Annotated in this window: 22 protein-coding genes; 13 read left to right on the top strand and 9 right to left on the bottom strand. The window is 38.4% G+C overall.

The window, feature by feature from the left end:
- The first annotated feature begins 280 nt into the window (after nucleotides 1-280).
- From ACFINF_RS01520 to ACFINF_RS01510, 3 genes are all read left to right on the top strand, one after another.
- Complete coding sequence (locus ACFINF_RS01520; protein ID WP_375619370.1) at nucleotides 281-595, top strand: SH3 domain-containing protein; 315 nt, start codon at nucleotides 281-283, stop codon at nucleotides 593-595.
- 259 nt (nucleotides 596-854) lie between these two features.
- Nucleotides 855-3,197 carry an excinuclease ABC subunit UvrB gene (gene uvrB / locus ACFINF_RS01515; RefSeq protein ID WP_375619369.1) on the top strand — a complete coding sequence of 781 codons (2,343 nt, stop codon included), beginning with the start codon at nucleotides 855-857 and terminating at the stop codon, nucleotides 3,195-3,197.
- 582 nt (nucleotides 3,198-3,779) lie between these two features.
- A complete protein-coding gene (locus ACFINF_RS01510; protein WP_375619368.1) occupies nucleotides 3,780-4,592 on the top strand; it encodes a BA14K family protein in 813 nt (270 codons plus the stop codon).
- A 70-nt stretch (nucleotides 4,593-4,662) separates the two neighbouring features.
- On the opposite strand, the gene ACFINF_RS01505 is transcribed toward ACFINF_RS01510, so the two are convergent.
- Nucleotides 4,663-5,313 carry an MBL fold metallo-hydrolase gene (locus ACFINF_RS01505; RefSeq protein WP_375619367.1) on the bottom strand — a complete coding sequence of 217 codons (651 nt, stop codon included), beginning with the start codon at nucleotides 5,311-5,313 and terminating at the stop codon, nucleotides 4,663-4,665.
- 141 nt (nucleotides 5,314-5,454) lie between these two features.
- On the opposite strand from ACFINF_RS01505, the gene ACFINF_RS01500 reads away from it, so the two are divergent.
- Both ACFINF_RS01500 and ACFINF_RS01495 read left to right on the top strand, forming a co-directional pair.
- Nucleotides 5,455-6,159 (top strand): response regulator, encoded by a 705-nt coding sequence (locus tag ACFINF_RS01500; RefSeq protein WP_375619366.1) that lies wholly within the window; start codon nucleotides 5,455-5,457, stop codon nucleotides 6,157-6,159.
- A gap of 8 nt (nucleotides 6,160-6,167) precedes the next feature.
- On the top strand, nucleotides 6,168-7,508 hold the full coding sequence (locus ACFINF_RS01495; protein WP_375619364.1) for an ATP-binding protein: 1,341 nt from the start codon (nucleotides 6,168-6,170) through the stop codon (nucleotides 7,506-7,508).
- Nucleotides 7,509-7,552: 44 nt separating this feature from the next.
- Here the strand turns inward: ACFINF_RS01495 and ACFINF_RS01490 are convergent, their stop codons facing one another.
- Nucleotides 7,553-8,053 (bottom strand): YbjN domain-containing protein, encoded by a 501-nt coding sequence (locus ACFINF_RS01490; RefSeq protein WP_273724125.1) that lies wholly within the window; start codon nucleotides 8,051-8,053, stop codon nucleotides 7,553-7,555.
- 381 nt (nucleotides 8,054-8,434) lie between these two features.
- The gene (locus ACFINF_RS01485; RefSeq protein ID WP_012754892.1) at nucleotides 8,435-8,704 is read right to left on the bottom strand and encodes an accessory factor UbiK family protein; all 270 of its coding nucleotides are present in this window, start codon (nucleotides 8,702-8,704) and stop codon (nucleotides 8,435-8,437) included.
- Between the two features lie 295 nt (nucleotides 8,705-8,999).
- Between ACFINF_RS01485 and lgt the strand changes: the two genes are divergently transcribed.
- From lgt to ACFINF_RS01465, 4 genes are all read left to right on the top strand, one after another.
- A complete protein-coding gene (lgt, locus tag ACFINF_RS01480) occupies nucleotides 9,000-9,878 on the top strand; it encodes a prolipoprotein diacylglyceryl transferase (RefSeq protein ID WP_375619363.1) in 879 nt (292 codons plus the stop codon).
- The gene (locus ACFINF_RS01475) at nucleotides 9,853-10,932 is read left to right on the top strand and encodes a class I SAM-dependent methyltransferase (protein WP_375619362.1); all 1,080 of its coding nucleotides are present in this window, start codon (nucleotides 9,853-9,855) and stop codon (nucleotides 10,930-10,932) included. Before lgt ends, ACFINF_RS01475 begins: the two co-directional genes overlap by 26 nt.
- Before the next feature lie 102 nt (nucleotides 10,933-11,034).
- Nucleotides 11,035-11,826 carry a peptidoglycan editing factor PgeF gene (gene pgeF, locus ACFINF_RS01470; RefSeq protein ID WP_375619361.1) on the top strand — a complete coding sequence of 264 codons (792 nt, stop codon included), beginning with the start codon at nucleotides 11,035-11,037 and terminating at the stop codon, nucleotides 11,824-11,826.
- Between the two features lie 478 nt (nucleotides 11,827-12,304).
- Nucleotides 12,305-13,237, top strand: a complete 933-nt coding sequence (locus tag ACFINF_RS01465; RefSeq protein WP_012754888.1) for a ribose-phosphate pyrophosphokinase — start codon at nucleotides 12,305-12,307, stop codon at nucleotides 13,235-13,237.
- Here ACFINF_RS01465 and ACFINF_RS01460 read toward each other — a convergent pair.
- Nucleotides 13,234-14,733: a helicase HerA domain-containing protein gene (locus ACFINF_RS01460; protein ID WP_375619360.1), complete on the bottom strand. Its 1,500-nt coding sequence runs from the start codon at nucleotides 14,731-14,733 to the stop codon at nucleotides 13,234-13,236. The genes ACFINF_RS01465 and ACFINF_RS01460 overlap by 4 nt on opposite strands.
- A 292-nt stretch (nucleotides 14,734-15,025) precedes the next feature.
- Here ACFINF_RS01460 and ACFINF_RS01455 point away from each other — a divergent pair, with 292 nt between their 5' ends.
- Nucleotides 15,026-15,655, top strand: a complete 630-nt coding sequence (locus ACFINF_RS01455; protein WP_375619359.1) for a 50S ribosomal protein L25/general stress protein Ctc — start codon at nucleotides 15,026-15,028, stop codon at nucleotides 15,653-15,655.
- A 76-nt stretch (nucleotides 15,656-15,731) separates the two neighbouring features.
- Complete coding sequence (gene pth, locus ACFINF_RS01450; RefSeq protein WP_375619358.1) at nucleotides 15,732-16,313, top strand: aminoacyl-tRNA hydrolase; 582 nt, start codon at nucleotides 15,732-15,734, stop codon at nucleotides 16,311-16,313.
- A 237-nt stretch (nucleotides 16,314-16,550) separates the two neighbouring features.
- On the opposite strand, the gene ACFINF_RS01445 is transcribed toward pth, so the two are convergent.
- Nucleotides 16,551-17,294, bottom strand: a complete 744-nt coding sequence (locus ACFINF_RS01445) for a L,D-transpeptidase (RefSeq protein ID WP_375619357.1) — start codon at nucleotides 17,292-17,294, stop codon at nucleotides 16,551-16,553.
- Nucleotides 17,295-17,559: 265 nt separating this feature from the next.
- Here ACFINF_RS01445 and ychF point away from each other — a divergent pair, with 265 nt between their 5' ends.
- On the top strand, nucleotides 17,560-18,663 hold the full coding sequence (ychF, locus tag ACFINF_RS01440) for a redox-regulated ATPase YchF (protein WP_375619356.1): 1,104 nt from the start codon (nucleotides 17,560-17,562) through the stop codon (nucleotides 18,661-18,663).
- A gap of 162 nt (nucleotides 18,664-18,825) precedes the next feature.
- On the opposite strand, the gene ACFINF_RS01435 is transcribed toward ychF, so the two are convergent.
- The 4 genes from ACFINF_RS01435 to petA form a co-directional block, all read right to left on the bottom strand.
- Nucleotides 18,826-19,266 (bottom strand): PRC-barrel domain-containing protein, encoded by a 441-nt coding sequence (locus ACFINF_RS01435; RefSeq protein ID WP_375619355.1) that lies wholly within the window; start codon nucleotides 19,264-19,266, stop codon nucleotides 18,826-18,828.
- A 110-nt stretch (nucleotides 19,267-19,376) separates the two neighbouring features.
- Complete coding sequence (locus ACFINF_RS01430) at nucleotides 19,377-20,273, bottom strand: cytochrome c1 (RefSeq protein ID WP_375619354.1); 897 nt, start codon at nucleotides 20,271-20,273, stop codon at nucleotides 19,377-19,379.
- Nucleotides 20,267-21,523 carry a cytochrome bc complex cytochrome b subunit gene (locus tag ACFINF_RS01425; protein ID WP_375619353.1) on the bottom strand — a complete coding sequence of 419 codons (1,257 nt, stop codon included), beginning with the start codon at nucleotides 21,521-21,523 and terminating at the stop codon, nucleotides 20,267-20,269. The genes ACFINF_RS01430 and ACFINF_RS01425 overlap by 7 nt, the downstream gene beginning before the upstream one ends.
- A gap of 4 nt (nucleotides 21,524-21,527) precedes the next feature.
- Entirely contained in the window at nucleotides 21,528-22,076 is a 549-nt protein-coding gene (gene petA, locus ACFINF_RS01420; protein ID WP_375619352.1) for a ubiquinol-cytochrome c reductase iron-sulfur subunit, read from the bottom strand.
- A gap of 728 nt (nucleotides 22,077-22,804) precedes the next feature.
- Between petA and ACFINF_RS01415 the strand changes: the two genes are divergently transcribed.
- Entirely contained in the window at nucleotides 22,805-23,281 is a 477-nt protein-coding gene (locus ACFINF_RS01415) for a tRNA (cytidine(34)-2'-O)-methyltransferase (protein ID WP_375619351.1), read from the top strand.
- Nucleotides 23,282-23,553: the final 272 nt, after the last annotated feature.

Raw genomic sequence — 23,553 nt, 5'->3', positions numbered from 1 at the left:
AATTACTTTTGGAATCCGAAAACTACGATCTTTTTCATTATATAGTACAGTATCGCTATTTTCCATACAAAAATAAATAAAGGAAACAAAACATGCACAAATAGTGATTAAAACATCTCATTTTGGTGTTTAACCCGTTAAACTTCACTCTTCTCTTTAAAATCTCCTAAAGAAGAAAGAATTGTATTTTTTTCTGTTTTATCATAATCTAGCAAAAGAAATCATATGGGATATGCAAAGAGAAGGATAGAAAATCTCTAAAGAAATTCTTTACAGAAAAATGAAAAATATCGTCATTTTTTTTATGTTTGGCTCTTTCTTTTTCGCCACAACAGTATCTGAAGCTGCGGATGCTTTTGTTACGAGAAATCTTAATTTTAGAACAGGTCCCAGCACTCAGTATGCGCTTTGCGGCTTAATCTCTGCTGGAGAATTGGTTTTTGTTAAAAACTGTGAAGGCAATTGGTGCCATATCCGATATAACACTCAAATAGGTTGGGTGTCATCCCGTTATCTTTCATTTAAAGATGGAAATGATCTTTATCACACATACACGATGTCTTTAGTGCCCAAACGTACCGATTATTCTCCATAACAGCCATAATAACTTATGCCATCTTAAATATCATCATGGCAAAAATGCAATAGTGTCCACGAACAACCACAATATGCCCCCTCCAAAGAAACACTTCGAAGAATTCGTCTCATAGAAAAAACTTGATCAATATCCTAATGAAAGCTCCAATAAACCAAAATAAATCTGTTCAATAACGTTTTGCTGTTGTCGTAATGAAATTGTAAAAATTAGTATTTTCTTTAAAATCACCAGCACTTTTCTATTAAAGGATACAACAATGAAAAATGGTGTTACAGCAACAGTTGAGGCTCTTTCTGCTCTGATTGCCTCAGGCAATCCTCTTTTTAAGAATGGCGCGTTATGGACACCTCACCGCCCTGTTCGTCCTGAAAAATCTGAAGGTGGTATTCCATTTCAACTCGAAACACCCTTTGAACCTGCGGGGGATCAACCTCAAGCAATTAAAACTCTGGTTGAGGGAATTCAAAAAGATGAGCGTACGCAAGTGCTTTTGGGTGTTACCGGCTCAGGAAAAACCTATACAATGGCCAAAATCATTGAAGAAACACAGCGTCCAGCTTTAATCTTAGCACCAAATAAAACTCTAGCGGCGCAGCTTTACGGAGAGTTTAAAAGTTTTTTTCCCCACAATGCCGTCGAATATTTTGTTTCCTATTATGACTATTATCAGCCAGAAGCCTACGTTGCACGCTCTGATACCTATATTGAAAAAGAATCCTCAATTAATGAACAAATCGACCGTATGCGCCATGCAGCAACACGTGCTGTCCTTGAACGTGATGACGTCATTATTGTCGCGTCTGTATCGTGTATTTACGGGATTGGTTCAGTAGAAACTTATACTGCTATGACCTTCAAAATAGAAAAAGGTGATAAACTCAATCAACGAAAACTCTTGGCTGATTTAGTCTCTCAACACTATCATCGACAAGATATTAATTTCATTCGTGGTTCTTTTCGTGTTCGAGGGGATACAATTGAAATTTTCCCTGCCCACCTCGAAGATCGTGCTTGGCGTATTTCGCTCTTTGGCGATGAAGTGGAAACAATTACGGAATTTGATCCTCTAACGGGTCAAAAAACAGGCGACCTTCAATCGATTAAAATTTATGCCAACTCACACTACGTAACACCACGCCCAACACTCAATCAAGCGATGAAATCGATCAAAGTAGAACTCATTCAACGCCTTGATGAGTTGAACGCAGCTGGACGTCTTTTAGAAGCACAACGTTTAGAACAACGTACAATTTTTGATTTGGAAATGTTGGAAACCACCGGCTCATGCTCTGGAATCGAAAATTATTCACGCTATTTAACAGGACGAAAACCCGGAGAACCACCACCAACCTTGTTCGAATACATTCCAAACAATGCTCTTGTTTTTATCGATGAAAGCCATGTAACCATTCCCCAAATTGGAGGCATGTACCGAGGTGACTTTCGAAGAAAAGCAACCCTAGCAGAATATGGGTTTCGCCTACCTTCCTGTATGGACAATCGCCCTTTACGCTTTGAAGAATGGGATGCCATGCGCCCACAAACTATTGCCGTCTCTGCAACACCAGGACGCTGGGAAATAGAACAATCTCACGGCACTTTTGCAGAACAAATTATTCGTCCAACAGGGCTCATTGATCCGCCAACAGAGGTTCGTCCAGCCAGCAATCAAGTCGATGATGTTATGAATGAAATTCGTAAAACAATTCAAAAAGGCTACCGTACATTGGTGACAGTTCTCACAAAGCGTATGGCAGAGGACTTAACTGAATATCTCCACGAACAAGATATTCGTGTACGCTATATGCATTCTGACATTGATACATTAGAACGCATTGAAATTCTACGCGATCTGCGGCTTGGCACCTTTGATGTCCTTATCGGTATCAACTTGCTTCGAGAAGGCTTAGATATTCCAGAATGTGGCTTTGTTGCCATTCTAGATGCCGATAAGGAGGGCTTTTTGCGCTCTGAAACTTCCCTCATACAAACAATCGGACGTGCTGCACGTAACGTAGATGGCCACGTTATCCTCTATGCAGATACAATCACAGGCTCCATAGAACGAGCCTTACAGGAGACACAAAGACGTCGACAAAAACAAATAGCCTATAATGAAGAACACCATATCACACCGAAAAGTATCAAAAAAAATATCGGAGATATTCTCAATTCAGGCTATGAAAACAACCATATTCGCACAAGTATCCCTGATGTCATCGAGAAAAAAAATATGGTTGGCAACAATTTAGCATCTCATATAAAATACCTTGAAAAATTAATGCATGAAGCAGCTGCTGATCTCAACTTTGAAGAAGCAGCGCGACTTCGCGATGAAATCAAACAATTACAAAAGATAGAACTAGAAATCGCTGAGAACCCCTTAACACATCATAGCGAACAATCTACCCATGAGCCCGTGTTAAAACCAAGTCTTTTCTCCAAACCAAACCTTGCACACATGGGACCAACCATGGACACTGGTATTTTGGAAAATCGAAAAGGAAAATCTCGTAAAAACACCCCTAATCAAGCAACCATAAAACGAAAAAAAACGCAATCAACAAAGGAGAAAGAAATTTCAAACCGCCTAAAGTAATCTTCAGCTCTTCTAAAAAAACGACTAAAGCTCAAAAGCAAACAGCATTATCCGCAAAACAGACAACCTCAAACATCAAGGGTGCTCGAATTTATCTAAAACACCATGAGAGAGAGCGTTTTACAAAAAATTCCTAAACTTTATTGACTTTTTAAGCAATTTTTCTTGTTAAACCGCGTTATAAAAAATCCCTAAAAATGTAAAAAACTTCTAAACTCTAAAAAAGCAGACAAATTTAAAAAGAATGTCTTATATATATATATTCCTAAAATATATTATCTTTATACAGTTATACTCTGATATCGAACGAAAATATTATTTAGCCTCACAAGAGAATATTCAAACAGGATACTGCTCCATAGTAAAAAAATCGGGACTCTCAATACAAACTTATTAATTAACCTCAAGAAGAGTACATTTATTGAAATCAAAATTCTGTCATTATTTTACTGTATTTTTTATAGGTTTAACTAAATGAATTTTCATTTGTTTTGTCACAATAAAGTCCAAAATTATTCAGGCTCTATTCAGTTTGAAACGTGTAGGATGTGAAAAATACGAATTTATACAAGGAGCATCATTATGAAAAAGGTGATCAGATTAGCGGTATTATCAGCAATGTCAACTGCAACCGTTTTGATGCCGCTAAATGCAACGCTTGCGGATATAACATGGGATCATAGTAACTCTATCTCGAGAGAAATAGATGATATGATGAGGAAGATGCGTAAAGAAACAGATGATGCGATAAGGGAAATGAGGAAGAAAGCTGGTATCCGTCCTTCTGGTTTTTCTCGCTCCCATTGTTCTGTTAAAAAACGTGGCTTTTTTCCTGATGATTCCCAAAAGTTTATTGATGATTTCGACGGCTGTTCTAATGACAACGACAAAAGCAAGAAACATCAACATCATCACCAACATCATCACCAACATCATCACCAACATCATCATCAACATCATCATCAACATCATCATCAACATCATCAATATCATCAATATCATCAATATCATGTTGAAAACAAAACATATCATTACGTCGAGCGCAAAAAGACAAAACACAGTAATATTCATATAGACAACTCAGGAGATGCTTTAGCGGTGGGTATTCTTGGTCTTGCAACAGGTACGATTCTTGGTACAATTTTAAAAAAACCAGAACAGCCACAAGTGGTTTATCAAATAGTACCACCAAAGCAGGTAATTTATCAAAAAGTTCCGCAAAATCAAAGAGTTTATCAAGTGCAGCAAACGGTGGAATATGAGCCACTCCAACAATCATTAGAATCTGATTGGCTTAACTATTGCAAGAAAAAATATCGTTCCTTCAACCCTAAAACAGGGACTTTTCGAGACCGTAATGGTTTGGAACACGTTTGTTATGCTCCAATAAATTAACTTCTGTTCGGTCCTACTAAAAAAGTCTTAAATGGCAAAAAAAAACGCTTCAAAGCGTTTTTTTGTTTGCTCATATATAAAAATCTTGAAGAAAAGGATTATTTTGGCGCTCATAGCCTATGCTACTTTTGGGACCATGCCCACAGATAAAACAAACATCATCGCCTAATGGCAAAACTTTCTCCTTAAGAGATTTCATCAACTCTTCATGAGAACAGAATGGAAAATCCGTACGTCCAATAGAACCACGAAAGAGAACATCACCCAAGAGGACTAAGCGTTCTTTTTCATTGAAATAAATAACATGACCAGGAGAATGTCCTGGGGTGTGAAAAACCTTAAACACATGTCCAGCAAAATGAACGCACTCACCATCTTCTAACCATTGGTCAGGAATACAGGTGCAAGCATCAGTGATGCCGTAATTTTTTGCGCTTTCGCTCACGGCATCCATCACAGGCTTATCATCGCGATGTGAACCGATAATTTTTACATTAAGCACTTCTTTCGCTTGCATTGCTGCTCCCACATGATCAAAATGACCATGTGTTATCCAAATAGCCTCAACGATAACGCCATTCTTTTCGATTACATCTTGAATCCGCGGCCAATCACCACCAGGATCAACAAGAACCCCCGTTTTACATTCACTATCAAAAAGCAAAGTGCAATTTTGTTGGAATGTCGTAACTGGAATAATATGTATATTAAGACTACCCATAATATCCTTTTCAAAATAACTTTTTTAAATCTATAAATAAAACTTTCTCTCCTTTAAGCTAAAGGTGCTGCTCGACAGCTTTATACAACTTATGTAAACTTGCATTTTGTGTAAACTAAATTTTTGTCAAGGTTTTTAAGAATGTCCGATCATGTTCAAGTTTTGTGTGATGACGCACCTCACCTTCTTGTGATTGATGACGACACTCGTATTCGCAATCTTTTATTTCAGTTTCTCATTAAAAATGGATTTCGTGTTTCAGTTTCAGCCAATGCTAATGAAGCAAGACGACTGTTGGCAAGTTTAGATTTTGATCTTCTTATTGTTGATGTCATGATGCCTGGTGAAAACGGTATTGATCTTACTCATTCACTCCGTCAAACAAAGGATGTTCCTATCTTCATGCTAACAGCTTTATCAGAAATAGACAATCGTATCCATGGCTTAGAAGCGGGTGCAGATGATTATCTTGCTAAGCCTTTTGACCCTCGTGAGCTTCTCCTTCGTATCAATGCCATTTTACGGCGTGGTTTTCCTTCTCACCAACCCAAAATTGAGCAGATCGTTTTTGGACCTTATATATTTTCAATTTCACGGCGCGAACTCAAAAAAGGAGGAGAAATTATTAAATTAACAGATAAAGAACAAGAAATGATGGTCATTTTTGCCGAAAATGCAGGCGATACAATTCCGCGCCATAAATTCGCGACCGATGACAGCAATATAAGTGAACGTGCCATTGATGTACAGATCAACCGCCTTCGTCGTAAAATCGAAAAAAACCCAACACTGCCTATATGGCTCCAAACCGTGCGAGGAATAGGGTATAAACTCTCTATTGAATAGGCACAAGAATGATCAAGCCTTTAAGATTTTTTCTTCGATGGTTAACGAAAAAAATGCCTAAACGGCTTTATGCTCGCTCTTTGATCATTATTATCGCTCCCATGGTACTTCTGCAAACAGTCATTGCTTATGTCTTTATGGAACGCCATTGGCAAATGGTAACCGAGCGTCTTTCAATGGCTGTGGTGCATGACATTTCAGCCATTATTGATATTCTTGAAACATATCCCCAACAAGATAACTATGAAGATATTAAGCGTATTGCACAACAACGTATGGGATTAAACATTTCTATTCTATCTCCTACCTCCTTACCCCCTCCAGGACCTAAGCCATTTTTTGCAATTCTTGACTATTTTTTAAGTGAAGAAATCACCCGCCAAATTAACCGTCCCTTCTGGATCGATACCGTAGGAGATTCTGATCTTGTTGAAATCCGTATCCACCTTGGTCACAACATCTTACGCGTCTTTGCTCCACGCAGCCAAGCCTACGCTTCCAATACTGCTATTTTTTTAAGCTGGATGGTAGGAACAGCTCTTGTTTTATTGCTGATAGCAATATACTTTTTGCGCAATCAAATTAAACCTATTCAACAATTGGCTGAAGCAGCAGAAAGCTTTGGACGTGGTCGTCCTTTACCACAAGGATTTCAACCACAAGGAGCTGATGAAGTCCGTCGTGCTGGCATTGCTTTTTTACGTATGCGAGAACGTATTGAACGCCAAATCGAACAACGCACCATGATGCTCTCAGGAGTAAGTCATGATTTAAGAACCATTCTTACACGCTTTAAACTTCAGCTAGCATTAGTAAATACTGACTTTGATATTAAACCGCTTGAGCAAGATGTAAGTGACATGCAAAATATGTTAGAAGATTATCTTGCTTTTGCTCGTGGTGAAAAAAGTGAAAGTGTCAAGACTTTTGATTTAAATGCTCTTATGCAAAAATTCTCCGCCGATGCTCATCTTCACAAACGTCAATTCTCTTACACTATTGAAGGTCCTACAGAAATACAAGTACGTCCCCGTGCTTTCACACGCTTGGTCAGCAATCTTGTATCGAATGCATTTTGTTACGGCACAACCGTTAAACTAACAGCTAACTCTCAACAAGAATCTTTTATATTGATAATCGATGATAATGGACCTGGAATTCATGAAAATATGCGCACAGAAGTTTTTAAGCCATTCTTTCGACTTGATAAGGCGCGAAATCAAGATGCAAGTGGAACAGGACTTGGTCTTTCTATTGCTCAAGACATAGCGCGCAGCCATGGTGGCAATATACAATTAGATGAGAGCCCACTGGGGGGATTACGCGCTATTCTTGATATCCCCCTATGAGCAATATTTCAGCAAACAGTCTGTAAAAATAACAGACTGTGTATTTAGGCATTCCCTACAGTTTCAAACAAAGTGTACTGCAGTGCCTTGTAAGCACTTTCTCCCGACAAAGCAACCATCTGAAATGCAACATAATGGCTTTCACAGGCTTTAAGTGCATGTATCAACAATGTTTCAACCTGTATATGAGATGGATGCATCCCACCAGCCAAAAGAAGACCTTGCCGATAAATAACTGAATTATTCCTTTGCCAGTAATCAAAATGTCCCAACAACAACTTTTCATTAATTGCTAGCAATAAGCGCTGTATTTCAGCTGTTCGAGCATTTTTAATAGAGAGATCAAACGAACAAGCCAAATGAAGTGCTTCATGCTCTTCCATCCATGAAAAAGCAAGACGATAATTTGCGCGCTTTCCTTCCACACAAACGCTAATTTCATCTTGCGCATCCCGCTCAAACGACCAATCATATTCACAGGCAATCTGTTCGATAAAGTCAACAGGGTGCTCTTTTCTCTCTGTGGCGCAAAATGCAAGCCTCATCACAATCCTCAATCATCTTAAAAACATTGTCAACAGAATATAAACCGCCTAAACTGTAACAATATTTTGCTACAATCAGGACCTTTACACCAAACAAATACACATAAAACATCGACAGTACACAAACACCCAGAACACAATCGCGCTGTTTAGGGCAACCTGATAGTCATAAAACGAATCATCAAGTCTTTTCAGTGTATTGATACAATTTCATAGCGCCAGCCCCCCTGATTCAAAAAAATGTATTTTACCCCAAAAAAAAATCAAAAATAAACAAATGCTCCGCTCTAACAGACTCAAGATTAAGCATTTTTTAGTTTCACGCATCATATTGAAAAATTGGGGATATTTTTTTGAAGATTCTTTTTTTAAGAAACTATCTTACTTTTTTGTATCTGCGTTTTTTAAATCATCTTTTTTTAAATCATCAAGGCGCCTTTTCAAATCAGCATTATCAGCATGGATTTTCAGCACCATCTCCTTAAAAGTCTCAAACTCTTCGCGAGAAACAAGATCAAGTTTGTTTGCTATCTTTTCAGCCTGCACACGAAAAGCTGTTCCAGCTTCACGTCGTATACCTTGCGCGACGTCAGCAGCATCTGTTGCTAATTTTGCTAATTCATCAAGAATACGATTTGATCCATTACGCATAACATTTTTCCTTAAATTTTAATTATTGATGCACGCATTATAGCGTATTCTCATAACATTTAGATACTGTAATTTGTTCCTTTTACCCTATATTTTACATGCTGTGCAGATTTTTCATGACGATTTTTTAAGATTTCTTTTATCACCATATTTTTTTTACCGCGATAAACCAGTGGAAATCTATCCCCCTTTCTGACGAGCCTCCCTACTGACTTGACCATTGTGCATTCATCTGTCATTTCTAACCATCAGAGTCACTTCATATTCATCTCGTATAATGTAAGATGCTTAATTCATGAACAATCTGTCTTGTCCAGCCATTGTTTTTCCGTCTTTTCTTGATCCTGTCATTATCCAGTTAGGTCCCATAGCACTTCATTGGTATGGACTTGGTTACGTGGTGGGTATTCTTTTTGCTTGGTGGTATGCGCAAAAATTATTAAAAAAAACATCTCTATGGTATAGAGACCACCCTCCTATGGATAAAGAAAAGATCGGAGATTTTGTTGTCTGGTCTGCTATAAGTGTTGTTGTCGGAGGGCGTTTAGGACAAGTTCTTGTATGGGATCCCATTTACTATTTTAACCATCCAAGTGCTATCATTGCCGTATGGGATGGGGGAATGTCCTTTCATGGCGGACTTATTGGTATTATCATTGCTATGATCTGGTTTGCCAGTAAAAATCATATTAACATACGAGCCATGTTTGATATCATTGCTGCAGGTGCTCCTATTGGTATCGGCATTGTACGAATTTGCAACTTCATTAACCAAGAGTTATGGGGCAATATTACTACACGTCCTTGGGCTGTTTGTTTTCCTCTCGATCCTCACTATCTACCGCGCCATCCAAGCCAACTTTACGAAGCTTTCATGGAAGGATTTCTTCTCTTCATCATCTTATGCCTTATCATTTTTGCCTTCAAAGCATTAAAGCGCCCTGGAGCTGTTGCAGGAACATTTATTATAGGCTACGCAGTAGCACGCAGCATTTCTGAAGTCTACCGTGCGCCTCAAGAAGATCCAGAATGGTTTTCGACTCTTTTCCATTCTACAGGTTTTACCTATGGCATGGCTTTATCTGTTCCCATGCTTCTTTTAGGGTTTTATCTTCTTCTCCACGCCTTTAAATATAAATCGACAGAAAATGGCCAATCTAAAAGAAAAAATTAAAGAAATTATTGCCCTTAATGGACCAATCACTGTTAGCCAATATATGACGTTGGCACTTACCGATCCTCAATTTGGTTATTATCAAACACAAACACCTTTTGGGCGTACCGGTGATTTCATTACAGCACCTGAAATAAGCCAATTATTTGGAGAGATGATTGGCATTTGGACTCTCGCAAGCTGGAACGCTCATGGCTGTCCTCACCCTTTTATCCTCGCTGAAATAGGTCCAGGACGTGGAACTCTCATGGATGATGTTTTGCGTACCATTCAAAAATTATCCACGACAGCATTTGAATCTGCTGAAGTTTTTCTCCTTGAAATAAGTAAAAAACTCGCAAAAGAACAAAAAAAGCGCCTTTGCTCTTATCAAAAACAAATCCATAGCATTGAAAATTTTAATCAAATTCCTTCAAAACCTCTCTTCCTCATAGCTAATGAATTTCTCGATACACTCCCTATCAACCAATATATTAAAGTCAATGGAGAATGGAAAGAGCGCTGCATTACAGTCAATCAAGATGGAGATCTCATCTTTATTGCTGCCCCGCATAAACTTCTCTCTTCTTATCTACAAACCCATTGTTCCAAAATGCCTGACGGAACAATTTTTGAATATGCCCCCTTACGGCATCAGTTCATGCAACAAATCAGCCACCATTTAGTGCAAGTGACAGGTTCTGCTTTACTTATCGACTATGGTGCTGCTGATCTTGCATTTGGCGATACCCTGCAAGCGCTGTCAAAACACAGATTCCGTGATATTTTTGATGCTCCTGGTGAACATGATTTAACATCGCATGTTGGTTTTTTCTTTTTAAAAAAAATAGCCCTTGAACAAGGTTGTTTTGCTGAAATCTTCGAGCAAGGAGATTTTCTTTTAAAAATGGGGCTGCTGAAACGCGCAAAACAGCTTGGAGTTGGCAAAAGTGCTCCTGTGCAAAACAAAATTCGCCAAGACATCGAACGGCTCGCTGGTCAAGATCAAATGGGAAAATTATTTAAAGTTTTACATTTCAGTGATAAAAACATCTCCATCCCTCCCCAATTTTGATGATCGGCGCTTTTGTCAATAAGCACATCATTATCTGAAATATTCATTGACAAATATGAACATCTCCACCCTTACTTCAAATAATCTCCATAAGGAACTTTTATGAAATCTATCCCTCATCCCATTCTTGCAAAAAATCTTTCTACTTTACACACCCATGGGATAAAACATGGTTTTTTTACTCGTCAAGGTGGTGTTTCAAAAAGCCTTTACAAAAGCCTTAATGTTGGCCAAAGCTCAAATGATCACCCTGAACATATTACACAAAACCGCACTTTGGTCGCTCATTATTTTGATGTTGAGATACAAAATTTAGTCACTGTCAATCAAATACACTCTTGTGAAGTCGTTGTCATTGATAAAGCTTTTATCGACTCCCCTCCTAAAGCCGATGCTCTCGTTACCACCACACAAGAACTCGTAATCGGCATTCTTACAGCAGATTGCGGACCCATTCTGTTTGCTGATCCACAAGCTGGGGTCATCGCTGCAACTCATGCTGGCTGGCGCGGAAGCTTAAATGGAATTATCGAGAAAACAATTGCTGTTATGGAAAAACAAGGAGCCAAAAGACAATCAATAACAGCGGTCCTTGGACCTTGTATTGGTCCTTGTCACTACGAAGTAACAAGTGAATTTTACGACCAATTTATTGATTGCCATAGCAAATACCAAAAATATTTTATAAAAACAGATAAAATAAATCACTTTTACTTTAATCTGTGGGCATTCATTATAAATCAACTCATAGAAGCAGGCGTTAAAGCTTCTTGTGTAGAGCTTTGTACCTACAAAGATGAAAAGCGTTTTTTCTCCTATCGCCGTGCAATACACCGCAGCGAACCTGATTACGGACGGCAAATTTCTGCTATTATGCTAAAAAATAAAAGATGATCCTCTTTTATGCTTTAAAACAATACCAAAACTGCAAAACTAAACTTTTTACTCAAATGTAAAAATAAATTCCATTGTACTTTGCTTTTTTTACAAAATCATTTACCAGCCCATAAAATATGATAGCTTCTGCTCTGAATCATTTTCAATGTTTGGTTATAATGATTGAAGGAAAGATGATACTTCTTTTTATTTACTCCCCTTCATTCATCTTAAATATGAGGCATTCCCCATATTGAAAGCATTTTTTTATCAAGTAATAACCAAAAAGCTTAATCAATACGTATTTCTTTGCCGCATGGAGAAAAAACTTTGCTCTAAAAGAAACAAACTTTTGGAAAAAGAGAAAACAGACGGCATAGCTCTTTAACAATAATCAATAAAATTGTAAGGCTTTTGTAATTGTTCTCTTGCAATTTAATAAAAAGAAATTAAAAACCGTGTCGCATTCCCACCATGATAATTCAGAGGTTCTACTATGAAACTTTTCTGCGGAAATTCTAATCCACGCCTAGCTGAAGATGTTGCAAATTATTTGAACATCCCCTTAGGCAAAGCCACCGTAAAACGTTTCGCTGATCAAGAGATTTTCGTAGAATTGCATGAAAATGTGCGTGGACAGGACGTGTTTGTTTTGCAATCTACATCCTACCCAGCCAATGATCACTTGATGGAATTACTCATCATGATTGATGCGCTTCGCCGTTCTTCGGCACGTCGCATCACAGCTGTTATCCCTTATTTTGGCTATGCCCGCCAAGATAGAAAACCTGGTCCGCGTACTCCCATTTCCGCAAAACTTGTTGCCAACCTGATTACTGAAGCAGGGGCCCATCGTGTTTTAACATTGGACCTTCATGCAGGACAAATTCAAGGTTTTTTTGATATCCCTACGGATAATCTCTATGCTGTTCCTGTTATTTCTCGCGATGTCAAAGTGCATTATTCTCTTGAAAATGTTATCGTTGTTTCACCTGATGTGGGTGGAGTCGTACGCGCACGCTCACTCGCCAAGCGTTTGAACAGTTTGCTTGCTATTGTAGATAAACGTCGTGAACGTCCCGGTGAATCAGAGGTTATGAATATCATTGGAGATGTATCGGGAAAAGATTGCCTTTTACTTGATGATATTGTTGATTCAGGTGGAACTTTATGCAATGCAGCAAGTGCTCTGCTTAAACATGGTGCCAATAGTGTCACGGCTTATATCACGCACGGTGTTCTTTCTGGTAATGCAATCGAACGAATTACCAATTCAGAGATGAAAGAATTGGTTATTACAGATTCAATTATGCCAACACAAGCTATTGAGAAAGCCCATAATATTCGTGTTTTGCCCATTGCCGACCTTATTGGGGAAGCAATAGCAAGAACAGCAGCAGAACAATCGGTTTCCAGCTTATTTGGTTAAAGTGGTTCCTTGGGGTCTCCTGGTGCTGTTTCAACAGCAAGATCAGGAAATGCAACAATACGTTGACCACTAAAATGCGTATGAATAACAATAAGACCACGCTCTTCAAAGTAGGTTAAAAGTCGGCGTGCACGGCTTAAAGAATGAGTCCCATAAAGACGTGCTAAAAATGCATCGGATGGACATGGCTTTCCCCTTAATGCGGCCTGTGCTACATTCAAGAAGACTCCTTGGACATCTTCTTCTAAACTTTCTGATATCTGCAAAATATGTTTCCAATGTTCACTGACAGCCGTTTGTTCATCAACAAAAGCCTGAGCAATAGCCAATTTACGTCGAAATTGTGTAAGATTAAAAGGAACCTTTGACATACCATGGATACGACAACGAACTGAAAAATCTTGATAAAGCACCGCTGTTGAACGATAAAAAGCCTCTGAATCCTCAAGAATTTCCCGAATAATATGTTCTGCTTGCCCGTCACGCTCAACATCAGAAAGTTCAGGAAATAAACTCGGGTTTTCTTCCAACAACTCTTGTTTTTTATGCACTACCTCCTCTAACATCTCGTGCATTGATTTTTCCCTCATCGGCTCTCGTGTTTGTTTAAATGGCGTTAAAATTTCCTCTGGTGAAGCAGTAAAAACGAGCTCTTGCACATCATCCCGCTCTGTTGGAAGTGGCATTAATTTAGGGCTAGAAGAGCGTGCCAAAGTTTCAACAGAACCGATAATGATTGGTAAGGGACGTCGTGATAAAGCGGGGCCTAAAGCTATAAAATTCCCCCGTTCAAGATCTCTAAACATTTCCGCTTGGCGACGCTCCATTCCCAAAAGATCAGCAGCACGCACCATATCAATATCTAAAAAAGTCCGCCCTATTAAAAAGTTTGAAGCTTCAGCAGCAACATTTTTGGCCAACTTAGCCAAACGTTGTGTTGCAATAACACCAGCAAGACCACGTTTACGCCCTCGACACATAAGATTGGTCATAGCACTAAGAGAAATCTTACGTGCTTCATCAGAAACTTCTCCTGCCGCAGTTGGAGCAAACAATTGTGCTTCATCGACAACGACAAGCATAGGATACCAATAATCACGTTCTACATCAAACAGTGCCCCAAGGAAAGCCCCTACAGCACGCATCTGTTGTTCAGTATCCAAACCTTCAAGATTGAATACCACTGAAACCCGATGTTGTCGAATGCGATGGGCAATACGAGTCAATTCTAATTCACTACGTTGAGCCTCTACAATAACATGACCAAATTTATCTGCCAAAGTTACAAAATCGCCTTCTGGATCAATTACACAATGCTGCACCCACTTAGCACTTTGCTCTAAAAGACGGCGTAAAAGATGTGATTTCCCTGAACCAGAATTACCTTGTACAAGAAGACGTGTCGCCAATAATTCTTCCAGATCAAGAAGTGCTGGCATCGATTTATGCAAAGCACGACTCTCTGACATCTCACCCAAGGCAATCTCAACCTTCATAACATCTCCAGTGTTTGATTTTGAACATATCAGTGCCAGCACATATTGGTTGATTCTCCATCCACACCATAATTTGTAACATTTCCTCCTTTTTAACGGTAGAAATCATCGATTTTTCCCACAACTCTTGCATCTATGAATAGTTTGAATTATAGAACAAGCTTCTGCGTAGACACCCTTGGAGGCAACGCAGAATGGAGCGATCGCTGTTGGTTAGCGCATATCTTCATATCCATGCAAAAACTATTACTGTTTTTGAAGGATCTCCAATCATGTAAAAAGGACTTAAATTATGAGCAAAAGCTACACTCTTAAGGCCGAAAAACGCGAGCGGGTTGGTAAGGGGTCCTCCCGTGAACTTCGCCGCAACGGTCTTATTCCTGCTGTCATTTATGGTGAAAAACAACCTCCCTTGGCAATAACAGTTCCCTATAAAGAAATTTTCTACAAAATTCATGCCGGTGGCTTTCGTACCACCATTGCAACGATTATTCTTGACAAGCAAAAAATTATGGTTTTGCCAAAAGATTATCAATTAGATCCCGTGCGTGACTTTCCCCTCCATGTAGATTTCTTACGCATTTCAGCAAAATCCGTTGTAGAAGTGAATATTCCTGTCCACTTCCTCAATGAAGATACAGCACCTGGACTTAAAAAGGGTGGTGTCCTCAATATTGTTCGGCACGAAATTGAATGTACGGCTCCAGCAAGTGCTATTCCTGAAGCTATTGAAATTGATCTCTCCAGCTACTCTATTGGTGATTCTATTCACATTTCAGCAGTGCAACTGCCAAAAGATGTGACTCCCATCATCCAAGATCGAGATTTTACCATTGCAACCATTGCAGCTCCTGCTGGCATGGATGTCAGCGATGAAACTTCTGAACAAGAAGATGATGAAGAAGACACGCAAACTTCATAAAACTCAAAAGGCGGGAATTTTTTCCGCCTTAATTTATGAGACATTACCCTTACTCATACTTTGACTGAAGATACACATGTGGCTTATTGCTGGTCTTGGCAATCCTGGTTTACAATATCAAAATAACCGCCATAATATCGGTTTTATGGCTGTTGATGCCATTTATCAGTCCTTCTCTTTTTCTCCATGGTCGAAGAAGTTTCAAGCAGAAATCTCTAATGGTTTCATAAATAATGAGAAAATTTTTCTTATAAAACCACAAACTTTCATGAATCTCTCTGGTCAAGCTATCGGTGAAGCTTTGCGATTTTATAAATTAGATCTGAAGAATTTGATCATCATTTATGATGAGTTAGACCTGTCACCGGGAAAAGTTCGTATAAAAATTGGTGGAGGAAATAATGGGCATAATGGTATTAAGTCTATTGATGCCCATTGTGGTACTGGCTATTGTCGTATACGTATAGGAATTGGTCATCCTGGAAGCAAAGAACTTGTTCATCAGCATGTTCTGGGAAATTTTACCAAATCTGATCAAGAGTGGTTATCCCCTCTCTTAGAGACAATTGCAAAACATATCGCTCTCCTTATAAAAGATGACAAATCCCTCTTTATGAATGAAATTTCACAAACGATAAAAAACAATCAAAACCATTAACTTGCGTGTCACAGTCGCGTGAAGCATATGGATAAGAACTCTTGAAAAAAAATGCCTCTTATACACTTTCTCAAAGGCAAAATCTGTTGGCAACCTGAGAAGCTAGAAAATAAAATAAGAATACAAGCTTGTATACACTTTTGAAAAAGAAAGGCTTATATTCTCTTTTGAGAGAAAGAGAATATTGAACAGAAAACCAAAATACTCAAACGGCTCTCTTCAATCTTCTCCCCCAAATTAAAAAAATTCATTTGGCTGAATGGTCGACTGTAGCGGATCGTAGCCATTTGATTGTTGACTATAAACTGTAGGAATACTACTATTGTTTTGCAATACCACAACACGCGAACCAACAGGAACACGATCATAAAGATCAATAATATCTTGATTAAGCAAACGAATACACCCACTTGAAATAGCACGCCCAATTGACCACGATTCGTGTGAGCCATGAATACGGAAAAGTGTATCTTTCCCATTTTTGAACAAATAAAGTGCCCGTGCACCTAACGGATTATCGGGTCCTGGTGGCATTCCTTTCCCAAGATGACCATAACGTTCTGGTTCTCGAGCCATCATAGCTGCAGTAGGAGCCCAATTTGGCCACCGACGCTTGCGCTGTACAACCCCTTCACCTTCAAATGCTAAACCTTCCTTACCGACCCCAATCCCATAACGCAAAGCCTTTCCATTTTCACCAATAAGGTAAAGAAAACACTCTTGCGTATCTACAACCAATGTTCCAGGTGGATAAGATGTATAATAAATCACTTCTTGTCGCCAAAACTTTGGATCAATTGTCGCAAGATCAACAGCAGGTAACGAATAGGTCTCATTCGTTACAGGACCGTACAAAGCCTGTATTTCTGGTGGAATGTATCGAACTTGTTGAAAAGGAACCGATGACATATCTGACTGATGTGTAGCACATCCAGCTAAAGCCAAAAGTGCTGCGATTAAAAAGGCACAACGAGATAACACTCTTCTATTTTCTCCGATTAATTATTTATGCAGATTTGCATACCATGAAAAACTTAGCACACTATTAACATTAATTCGAAGTTTTCTTATCCTTGAGACTAAGGAGAGCATTAAGATAAGAAGAACTAAGGTAAAAAAAGCAGATTATCTGTTACTTTAGACTTTTTTCTCACTTATCGCAACACAAAGACTATAACTCTTCTGAAAATATGCTATAAAAAAGAAGCTATCTTGACTATAAAATCAAAAGAAAAGAAAGACTCTCATGGGCTTTAAATGCGGTATTGTCGGATTACCTAATGTTGGGAAATCAACTCTTTTTAATGCATTAACAAAAACAGCCACTGCACAGGCTGCCAATTATCCTTTTTGTACCATTGAACCCAATACCGGTGAAGTTGCTGTTCCAGATTTACGAATGGAAAAAATTGCATCAATCGCTGGTTCAAAAGAAATAATTCCTACACGCATTAACTTCGTCGATATTGCGGGGCTTGTACGAGGAGCTTCAAAAGGCGAAGGTTTAGGAAACAAATTTTTAGCCAATATTCGCGAAGTCGATGCCATTGTCCACGTTTTACGCTGTTTTCAAAATGAAGATATTACCCATGTAGAAGGACGTATTGATCCTGTTTCTGATGCCACAACCGTTGAAACCGAACTCATGCTTGCCGATCTTGAGAGCCTTGAGCGACGAATCGTACAAATCCGTAAACGTGCAACCGGAAAAGACAAAGAAGCTCTCACAATTTTACCCATTATGGAAAAAGCATTAAACATACTGCAACAGGGAAACCCTGTCCGGTTATTACTCAAAAATATCTCTTCCGATGAACACCACATTCTTAAGAGTTTGAATCTTTTAACCTCCAAACCTGTACTTTATGTTTGTAACGTAAGCGAAAATGACGCCGCTCATGGAAATAGCTTTACCCAAACAGTTGAAAAAATGGCAACAGAGCAAAATGCGCAAAGCATTATCATTTCTGCTTCTATCGAAGCGGAAATCACACAACTGAGTGAGGCTGAAGCATCAGAATATCTCAATGCTCTTGGACTCTTTGAACCAAGTTTAAATCGCCTTATTCGTGCTGGTTACCATTTACTTGATCTCATTACTTACTTCACCTGTGGGCCTAAGGAAACACGAGCATGGACAATTACGCGTGGTACAAAAGCTCCCCAAGCAGCTGGCGTTATTCACTCAGATTTTGAGCGCGGTTTCATTCGTGCCCAAACCATCAGCTACAATGACTATATTGCTCTGGGTGGAGAAAGCGGTGCAAAAGAAGCAGGAAAAGCCCGCGATGAAGGAAAAGACTACATTGTGCAAGATGGCGATGTCATGTTATTTAAACATAATACTTAAATCTTCACTCTGTCTTAATAGTTTATCTTAAAAACTTTGTAATGGGTCCTTGGAATCTTGTCGCAAAAGCTCCCAAGAATTTTTTGAACAAAAAAACGTTGCTAGCATATTATATTATTATGATAGCAACAGTTTTATCCATTAAAGAATGGAAATATAAAATTAGCGCGTCCAACGCCCTTCGTATTTAAATGATGGAGCGTCCTTTAAAGAATCCTTTGTCGCATTTGTAATGAGTTTCCATTTACCATAATCATTTGTCATCTGGATTGTTTCTGGAGAAACTACCACATAACTCTCGCCTATGCCAAGAAAACCTCCAACAGCAACAACAAACCCTGCAATATTATTTTCACGTAAAATAATATCTTTTACTTCACCAATATTTTCATCTTCTATATTATATACATTGGCGCCTATAAGGCTGGAAGCAACAAAATCGGTTGCTAAAGGTGTCACATAACGCACAGACTTATCTACCCCCACTTGTACAATACCCGTCGAAGAGATCATTTCAGGTTTTGAAGGCACTTCAAAAAACTGGGCGTAAGTACTAGAAACCATTAAAATTGACATAAGAGTAGTACATACAATTTTTTTCATTTTAACATCTCCGTTTTTACTTTGCTTTTACTTTATAAAACCTCAATGCATCATAAACAGATTTGTTCCTTATGCTCTTTATACTCTATACTCTTTCAAGCCTTGTTGCTTTACCATTTTCTCTTTATTTCGTCTTTTGTTTCTTTCTCTAACTCTTCTTCTAAACTACACCAAATACGATTTTTTAAAATATAAACAAACCCTGCAAAAATGATTAAAAATAAAATAACACGAAAACCGGTTTTTTTACGAATTTCCATATGAGGATCGGCAGCCCACATCAAAAAAGCAGAAACATCGCGCGCGTAATGTTCAATGATTTCTGGGGTTCCATCTTCATAAGAAACCATACCATCACTCAAAGGAGGAGCCATAGTTAAAGAGTTACCGGCAATAAAATAAGGATTATACCAATAACCATCCGCAATTTTTATCTCCTTCGGTTCCTTCTGATATCCTGTTAAAAGAGCTGTAATATAATCTGGACCATATGTATCATAATGAGACAACGCATCAGTAATTAAAGCAGGAAACGGCAAAGATACACCACGTGCACGTGCCATCAATGACAAATCTGGAGGATAAGCACTATTCAAAATAAATCTTGCTTCTTCTTCATGTGCAAAGGGAGAAGGAAAATAATCCGTTACAACCCCAGCACGTTTAAAAAATTTTCCTTCTCGATTAGGACCATCGCGCACTTCATATTGCCCCGCCAAAGCTTTAATCTGTTCTTGATCATACCCAAGAGCTTTTAAATTGCGAAAAGCCACATATTTTAGCCCATGGCAGCTGGAACAAACTTGTTTATAAACCTTTAATCCACGCCTCAATTGCGCCTTATCATAAAGCCCAAATGGACCTGAAAAACTCCATTCTTGTTTTTTAGGAATCCTTAAAGGAAAAGAAATAAATTCCTCCTCCTGAACAGAGGCATCTCTCGCTAAACTCTGAGCAGAAAAGCTCATAGCAACGATAACAATCAGTCCGACAAAAACATTTACCATAGTCTCTTTTTTTTCTGTTTTAAATCTTGCATAATTGAAGAAGGAAGAGAACATTTTTTTTCAAAGGCTGGCAAAGTCGGCAAAATAACCAAAAAGAATATAAAATAATAAACCGTAGCCAATTGCGTCCATAAAAGGATTTTGTCATTTATTTCTCTTGACCCCAACCAACCAAGGAAAACGACATCAATAACCAACGCCCAAAAGAAAATTTTATAAACAGGTCGATATCTTGCTGAACATATTTTAGAGCGGTCTAACCATGGCACAAAAATTAAAATGCAAATCGAACTGACGAATAAAACAAAGCCCACAAAAGTCGAAGGGAAAATACCAATATCAAAAGTTATAGCACGAAGTATCGCATAAAAAGGCAAAAAATACCATTCTGGAACCACACGAAGAGGTGCTTTTAACGGATCTGCCACATTATAATTTTCAGCCTGCCCCATATAATCGGGCATATAAAACAAAAACCAGGCAAAGAAGATCAGAAAAACAGTAATAGCAAAAATATCTTTGATAAGCGCATAAGGTGAAAATGGAACCGTTTCCTTATCTGATTGTATAGCAAGACCCGTTGGATTGCCTTGCCCAACACAATGGATTGCCCAAATATGCAGCCCCACAAAAAGAAGCAAAACAAATGATAAAACATAATGGAAAACATAAAAACGATTCAACGTTGGTTGTCCTACGCCATAACCACCCAGAAGTGTCTCATGCAACCATGTCCCCACCAAAGGTATTGTTTTTAAAAGCCCTGCAATTACTGAAGCCGCTGAAATAGACATCATCCCCCAAACAAGCACATAACCAAAAAATGCTATTGCCATCATGATGATATAAATAAAAATACCTGTAACCCATACCATTTCTCGCATATTTTTATAAGAACCATAATAAAGTCCACGTGCCAAATGGATATAAACAGCAATAAAAAAAAACGAAGATCCTACAGAATGCCATGGACGAAAAAGCCAGCCAAACTGCCCTTCACGTCGAAATCGTTCACTAGTTTCAAAAGCCAAATGAATATCTGGAACATAGTGCATAGCCAAGACAATACCAGTCAAGAGCTGTGATAAAAGCATAATGGTCAAAATACCGCCAAATGTGTAAACGTAATTAAGATTACGCGGAACAGGAAAAATAACAAATGTATTATAAAAAAAACGAGGAAGAGGAAAACGCTTATCAAACCAACGAGCAAGAGCATTTTTAGGACAATAAGGAGGAAACCTTGTCATAACCTTATCCTATTTTGAGCAAAGTATCAGAAAGAAATTGGTAAGGTGGAATAGCCAAATTATAGTTAGCTGGACCTGACCGCACTCTTCCAGCGGTATCATAAACAGACCCATGACAGGGACACAACCATCCTCCAAATTTACCCGATTGCCCAAGTGTTACACAGCCTAGATGCGTACAAAGATTAATGACAATAAGCCAATTTTCACGTCCTTTACCTGCTGAACGCGCAAAATCTGTTGCTTCTTTTTCACCTTCAAGATTAGGATTGCGCGCTTGACGATCTTTTAGAAGACTCAATTCAGTAGCGCGTGCATCGGCAATTTCTTTTGTCGTACGATTTCGAATAACAACAGGCTGCCCTCGCCACTTTACCATCACCGACATCCCCTCTTCAATACCAGAAAGATCAACCTCAACAGAGGAAGATGCCAAAATAGCTTCATCTGGACGCAACTGACGGATAAAAGGCCACGCAACCGCCCCCATTCCAACTGCTCCTGCAACAGCTGTTACCAAAAACAGAAAATCCCGCCTCGTTTGCTCACCCATGGACTTAACTTAAAGAGACTATTTGCTAAAACATTCTTCTACCATACCCTCTCCCATTGTACAATGCTTGATCACTCAGTTGCCTCAACCATAAAAACATCCCCGTAAAAAACTTCTGCCATTTATATGGTCTACACAAAAAACTGTTTTATAATGATAATTCATCGTTTTACAGAGTGTAATGAAATCCTGAAACACCGTAAGTTTCTTTCATTTCAAACCTATTCATATTAATCAATCAAAATTACTCCCCCGCCTGTGAAAAACGGAGATAGCATGGAAATAAACACTCCTAAAGAACGAAACGCCGTCTTGTTATGACCAGATCTCAGTAAATAAGTTGAGCTTATCGGTTATTTCTTTAACACATTTACAGCATCTCTCCCTCCCTCAATTCCAACTGGTTGAATGAGTATTTTTTCCGCTTCTGCTTTTGCATAAAAAGCATATTTTGTTGATTTTCATTAAAATGGATGATCTAGCCTTATTAAATATTCCACTTTTCAACATAATGAGCCAATCCATTTCATGTATCGCTCAATATAAAGGAAGTCCCTAATAGGGAAATTCTCTCTTATCCCAAACAAACCTGTGTACATAACTTTTTCGCTGAAGTTTAAAGTGAATAAAAATTAAACGTAAAAAACATGTATTTCTCAAAACATATTTTTCGAATAAATTGAGGCGCTTCTTTACAAAGTCGAAAGAAAAATCATATTACAGAGAACATGACACTTCATATAGCTCTTTTCCAACCTGATATTGCTGGTAATACTGGAACGATTTTACGTCTTAGCGCTTGTTTTGGTTTACATGTGCACATTATTGAACCCGCAGGCTTTAATCTGTCGGATCGTAATCTCAAACGCGCAGGATTAGATTATCTCGAATATGCTTCCTTAGAACGACACATTGATTGGCAACATTTTATAAGCGCCATGAAACATTTTAACCGACGTCTGTTGCTTTTAAGTACAAAAGCAAAAACATGCTATACGCAGATATGCTATCAAAAAAATGATGTTTTACTTTTTGGTCGTGAAACAGCTGGGGTTCCCGATTATGTTCATGAAGCTGCCGATTACACATTGAAAATTCCCATGCAACCACAGGCACGCTCTCTAAATCTCGCCATGTGCGTAGCCATAACAACGGGAGAAGCATTACGCCAAATTGGTTATCATGAAAGAAACTGTAATCTATAAAAACACAACAATTCCCTTAAAATAATTAATAGAACAATAAAAATGCATGAAATATGGTTTTAAATAATTAAAAAAATCTTTTTTATAGAATATAATGAGTAATTAAAAGTGCATAAAGTTCACTAATACTTTTGGAATAACTTACAGAATGCTTATAAAAACCCATAAATTATTACGAAAAACAATATACAACATATAAAGAACAGTTAGAGCGTATAACGCCTATCATTTTCCAACAATCAAGTGCTGATAAAATAAATATTTCTTAGTGC

Source organism: Bartonella sp. TS25HLJMH, assembly GCF_042193505.1.
Lineage (GTDB): Bacteria > Pseudomonadota > Alphaproteobacteria > Rhizobiales > Rhizobiaceae > Bartonella > Bartonella grahamii.
The sequence above is the reverse complement of the archived record's forward strand: the minus strand, read 5'-3'. Positions and strand labels throughout refer to the sequence as shown.

Coding starts and splice junctions, on each gene's coding strand:
- ACFINF_RS01465 (WP_012754888.1), top strand. CDS start 12,305: ATGAAACTTTTCTGCGGAAATTCTAATCCACGCCTAGCTGAAGATGTT.
- petA (WP_375619352.1), bottom strand. CDS start 22,076: ATGGGTGAGCAAACGAGGCGGGATTTTCTGTTTTTGGTAACAGCTGTT.
- ACFINF_RS01505 (WP_375619367.1), bottom strand. CDS start 5,313: ATGGGTAGTCTTAATATACATATTATTCCAGTTACGACATTCCAACAA.
- ACFINF_RS01475 (WP_375619362.1), top strand. CDS start 9,853: ATGGCCAATCTAAAAGAAAAAATTAAAGAAATTATTGCCCTTAATGGA.
- ACFINF_RS01430 (WP_375619354.1), bottom strand. CDS start 20,273: ATGGTAAATGTTTTTGTCGGACTGATTGTTATCGTTGCTATGAGCTTT.
- ACFINF_RS01415 (WP_375619351.1), top strand. CDS start 22,805: ATGACACTTCATATAGCTCTTTTCCAACCTGATATTGCTGGTAATACT.
- ychF (WP_375619356.1), top strand. CDS start 17,560: ATGGGCTTTAAATGCGGTATTGTCGGATTACCTAATGTTGGGAAATCA.
- ACFINF_RS01490 (WP_273724125.1), bottom strand. CDS start 8,053: ATGAGGCTTGCATTTTGCGCCACAGAGAGAAAAGAGCACCCTGTTGAC.
- lgt (WP_375619363.1), top strand. CDS start 9,000: ATGAACAATCTGTCTTGTCCAGCCATTGTTTTTCCGTCTTTTCTTGAT.
- ACFINF_RS01485 (WP_012754892.1), bottom strand. CDS start 8,704: ATGCGTAATGGATCAAATCGTATTCTTGATGAATTAGCAAAATTAGCA.
- ACFINF_RS01510 (WP_375619368.1), top strand. CDS start 3,780: ATGAAAAAGGTGATCAGATTAGCGGTATTATCAGCAATGTCAACTGCA.
- ACFINF_RS01520 (WP_375619370.1), top strand. CDS start 281: ATGAAAAATATCGTCATTTTTTTTATGTTTGGCTCTTTCTTTTTCGCC.
- ACFINF_RS01460 (WP_375619360.1), bottom strand. CDS start 14,733: ATGAAGGTTGAGATTGCCTTGGGTGAGATGTCAGAGAGTCGTGCTTTG.
- ACFINF_RS01435 (WP_375619355.1), bottom strand. CDS start 19,266: ATGAAAAAAATTGTATGTACTACTCTTATGTCAATTTTAATGGTTTCT.
- ACFINF_RS01455 (WP_375619359.1), top strand. CDS start 15,026: ATGAGCAAAAGCTACACTCTTAAGGCCGAAAAACGCGAGCGGGTTGGT.
- pgeF (WP_375619361.1), top strand. CDS start 11,035: ATGAAATCTATCCCTCATCCCATTCTTGCAAAAAATCTTTCTACTTTA.
- ACFINF_RS01495 (WP_375619364.1), top strand. CDS start 6,168: ATGATCAAGCCTTTAAGATTTTTTCTTCGATGGTTAACGAAAAAAATG.
- uvrB (WP_375619369.1), top strand. CDS start 855: ATGAAAAATGGTGTTACAGCAACAGTTGAGGCTCTTTCTGCTCTGATT.
- ACFINF_RS01425 (WP_375619353.1), bottom strand. CDS start 21,523: ATGACAAGGTTTCCTCCTTATTGTCCTAAAAATGCTCTTGCTCGTTGG.
- ACFINF_RS01500 (WP_375619366.1), top strand. CDS start 5,455: ATGTCCGATCATGTTCAAGTTTTGTGTGATGACGCACCTCACCTTCTT.
- pth (WP_375619358.1), top strand. CDS start 15,732: ATGTGGCTTATTGCTGGTCTTGGCAATCCTGGTTTACAATATCAAAAT.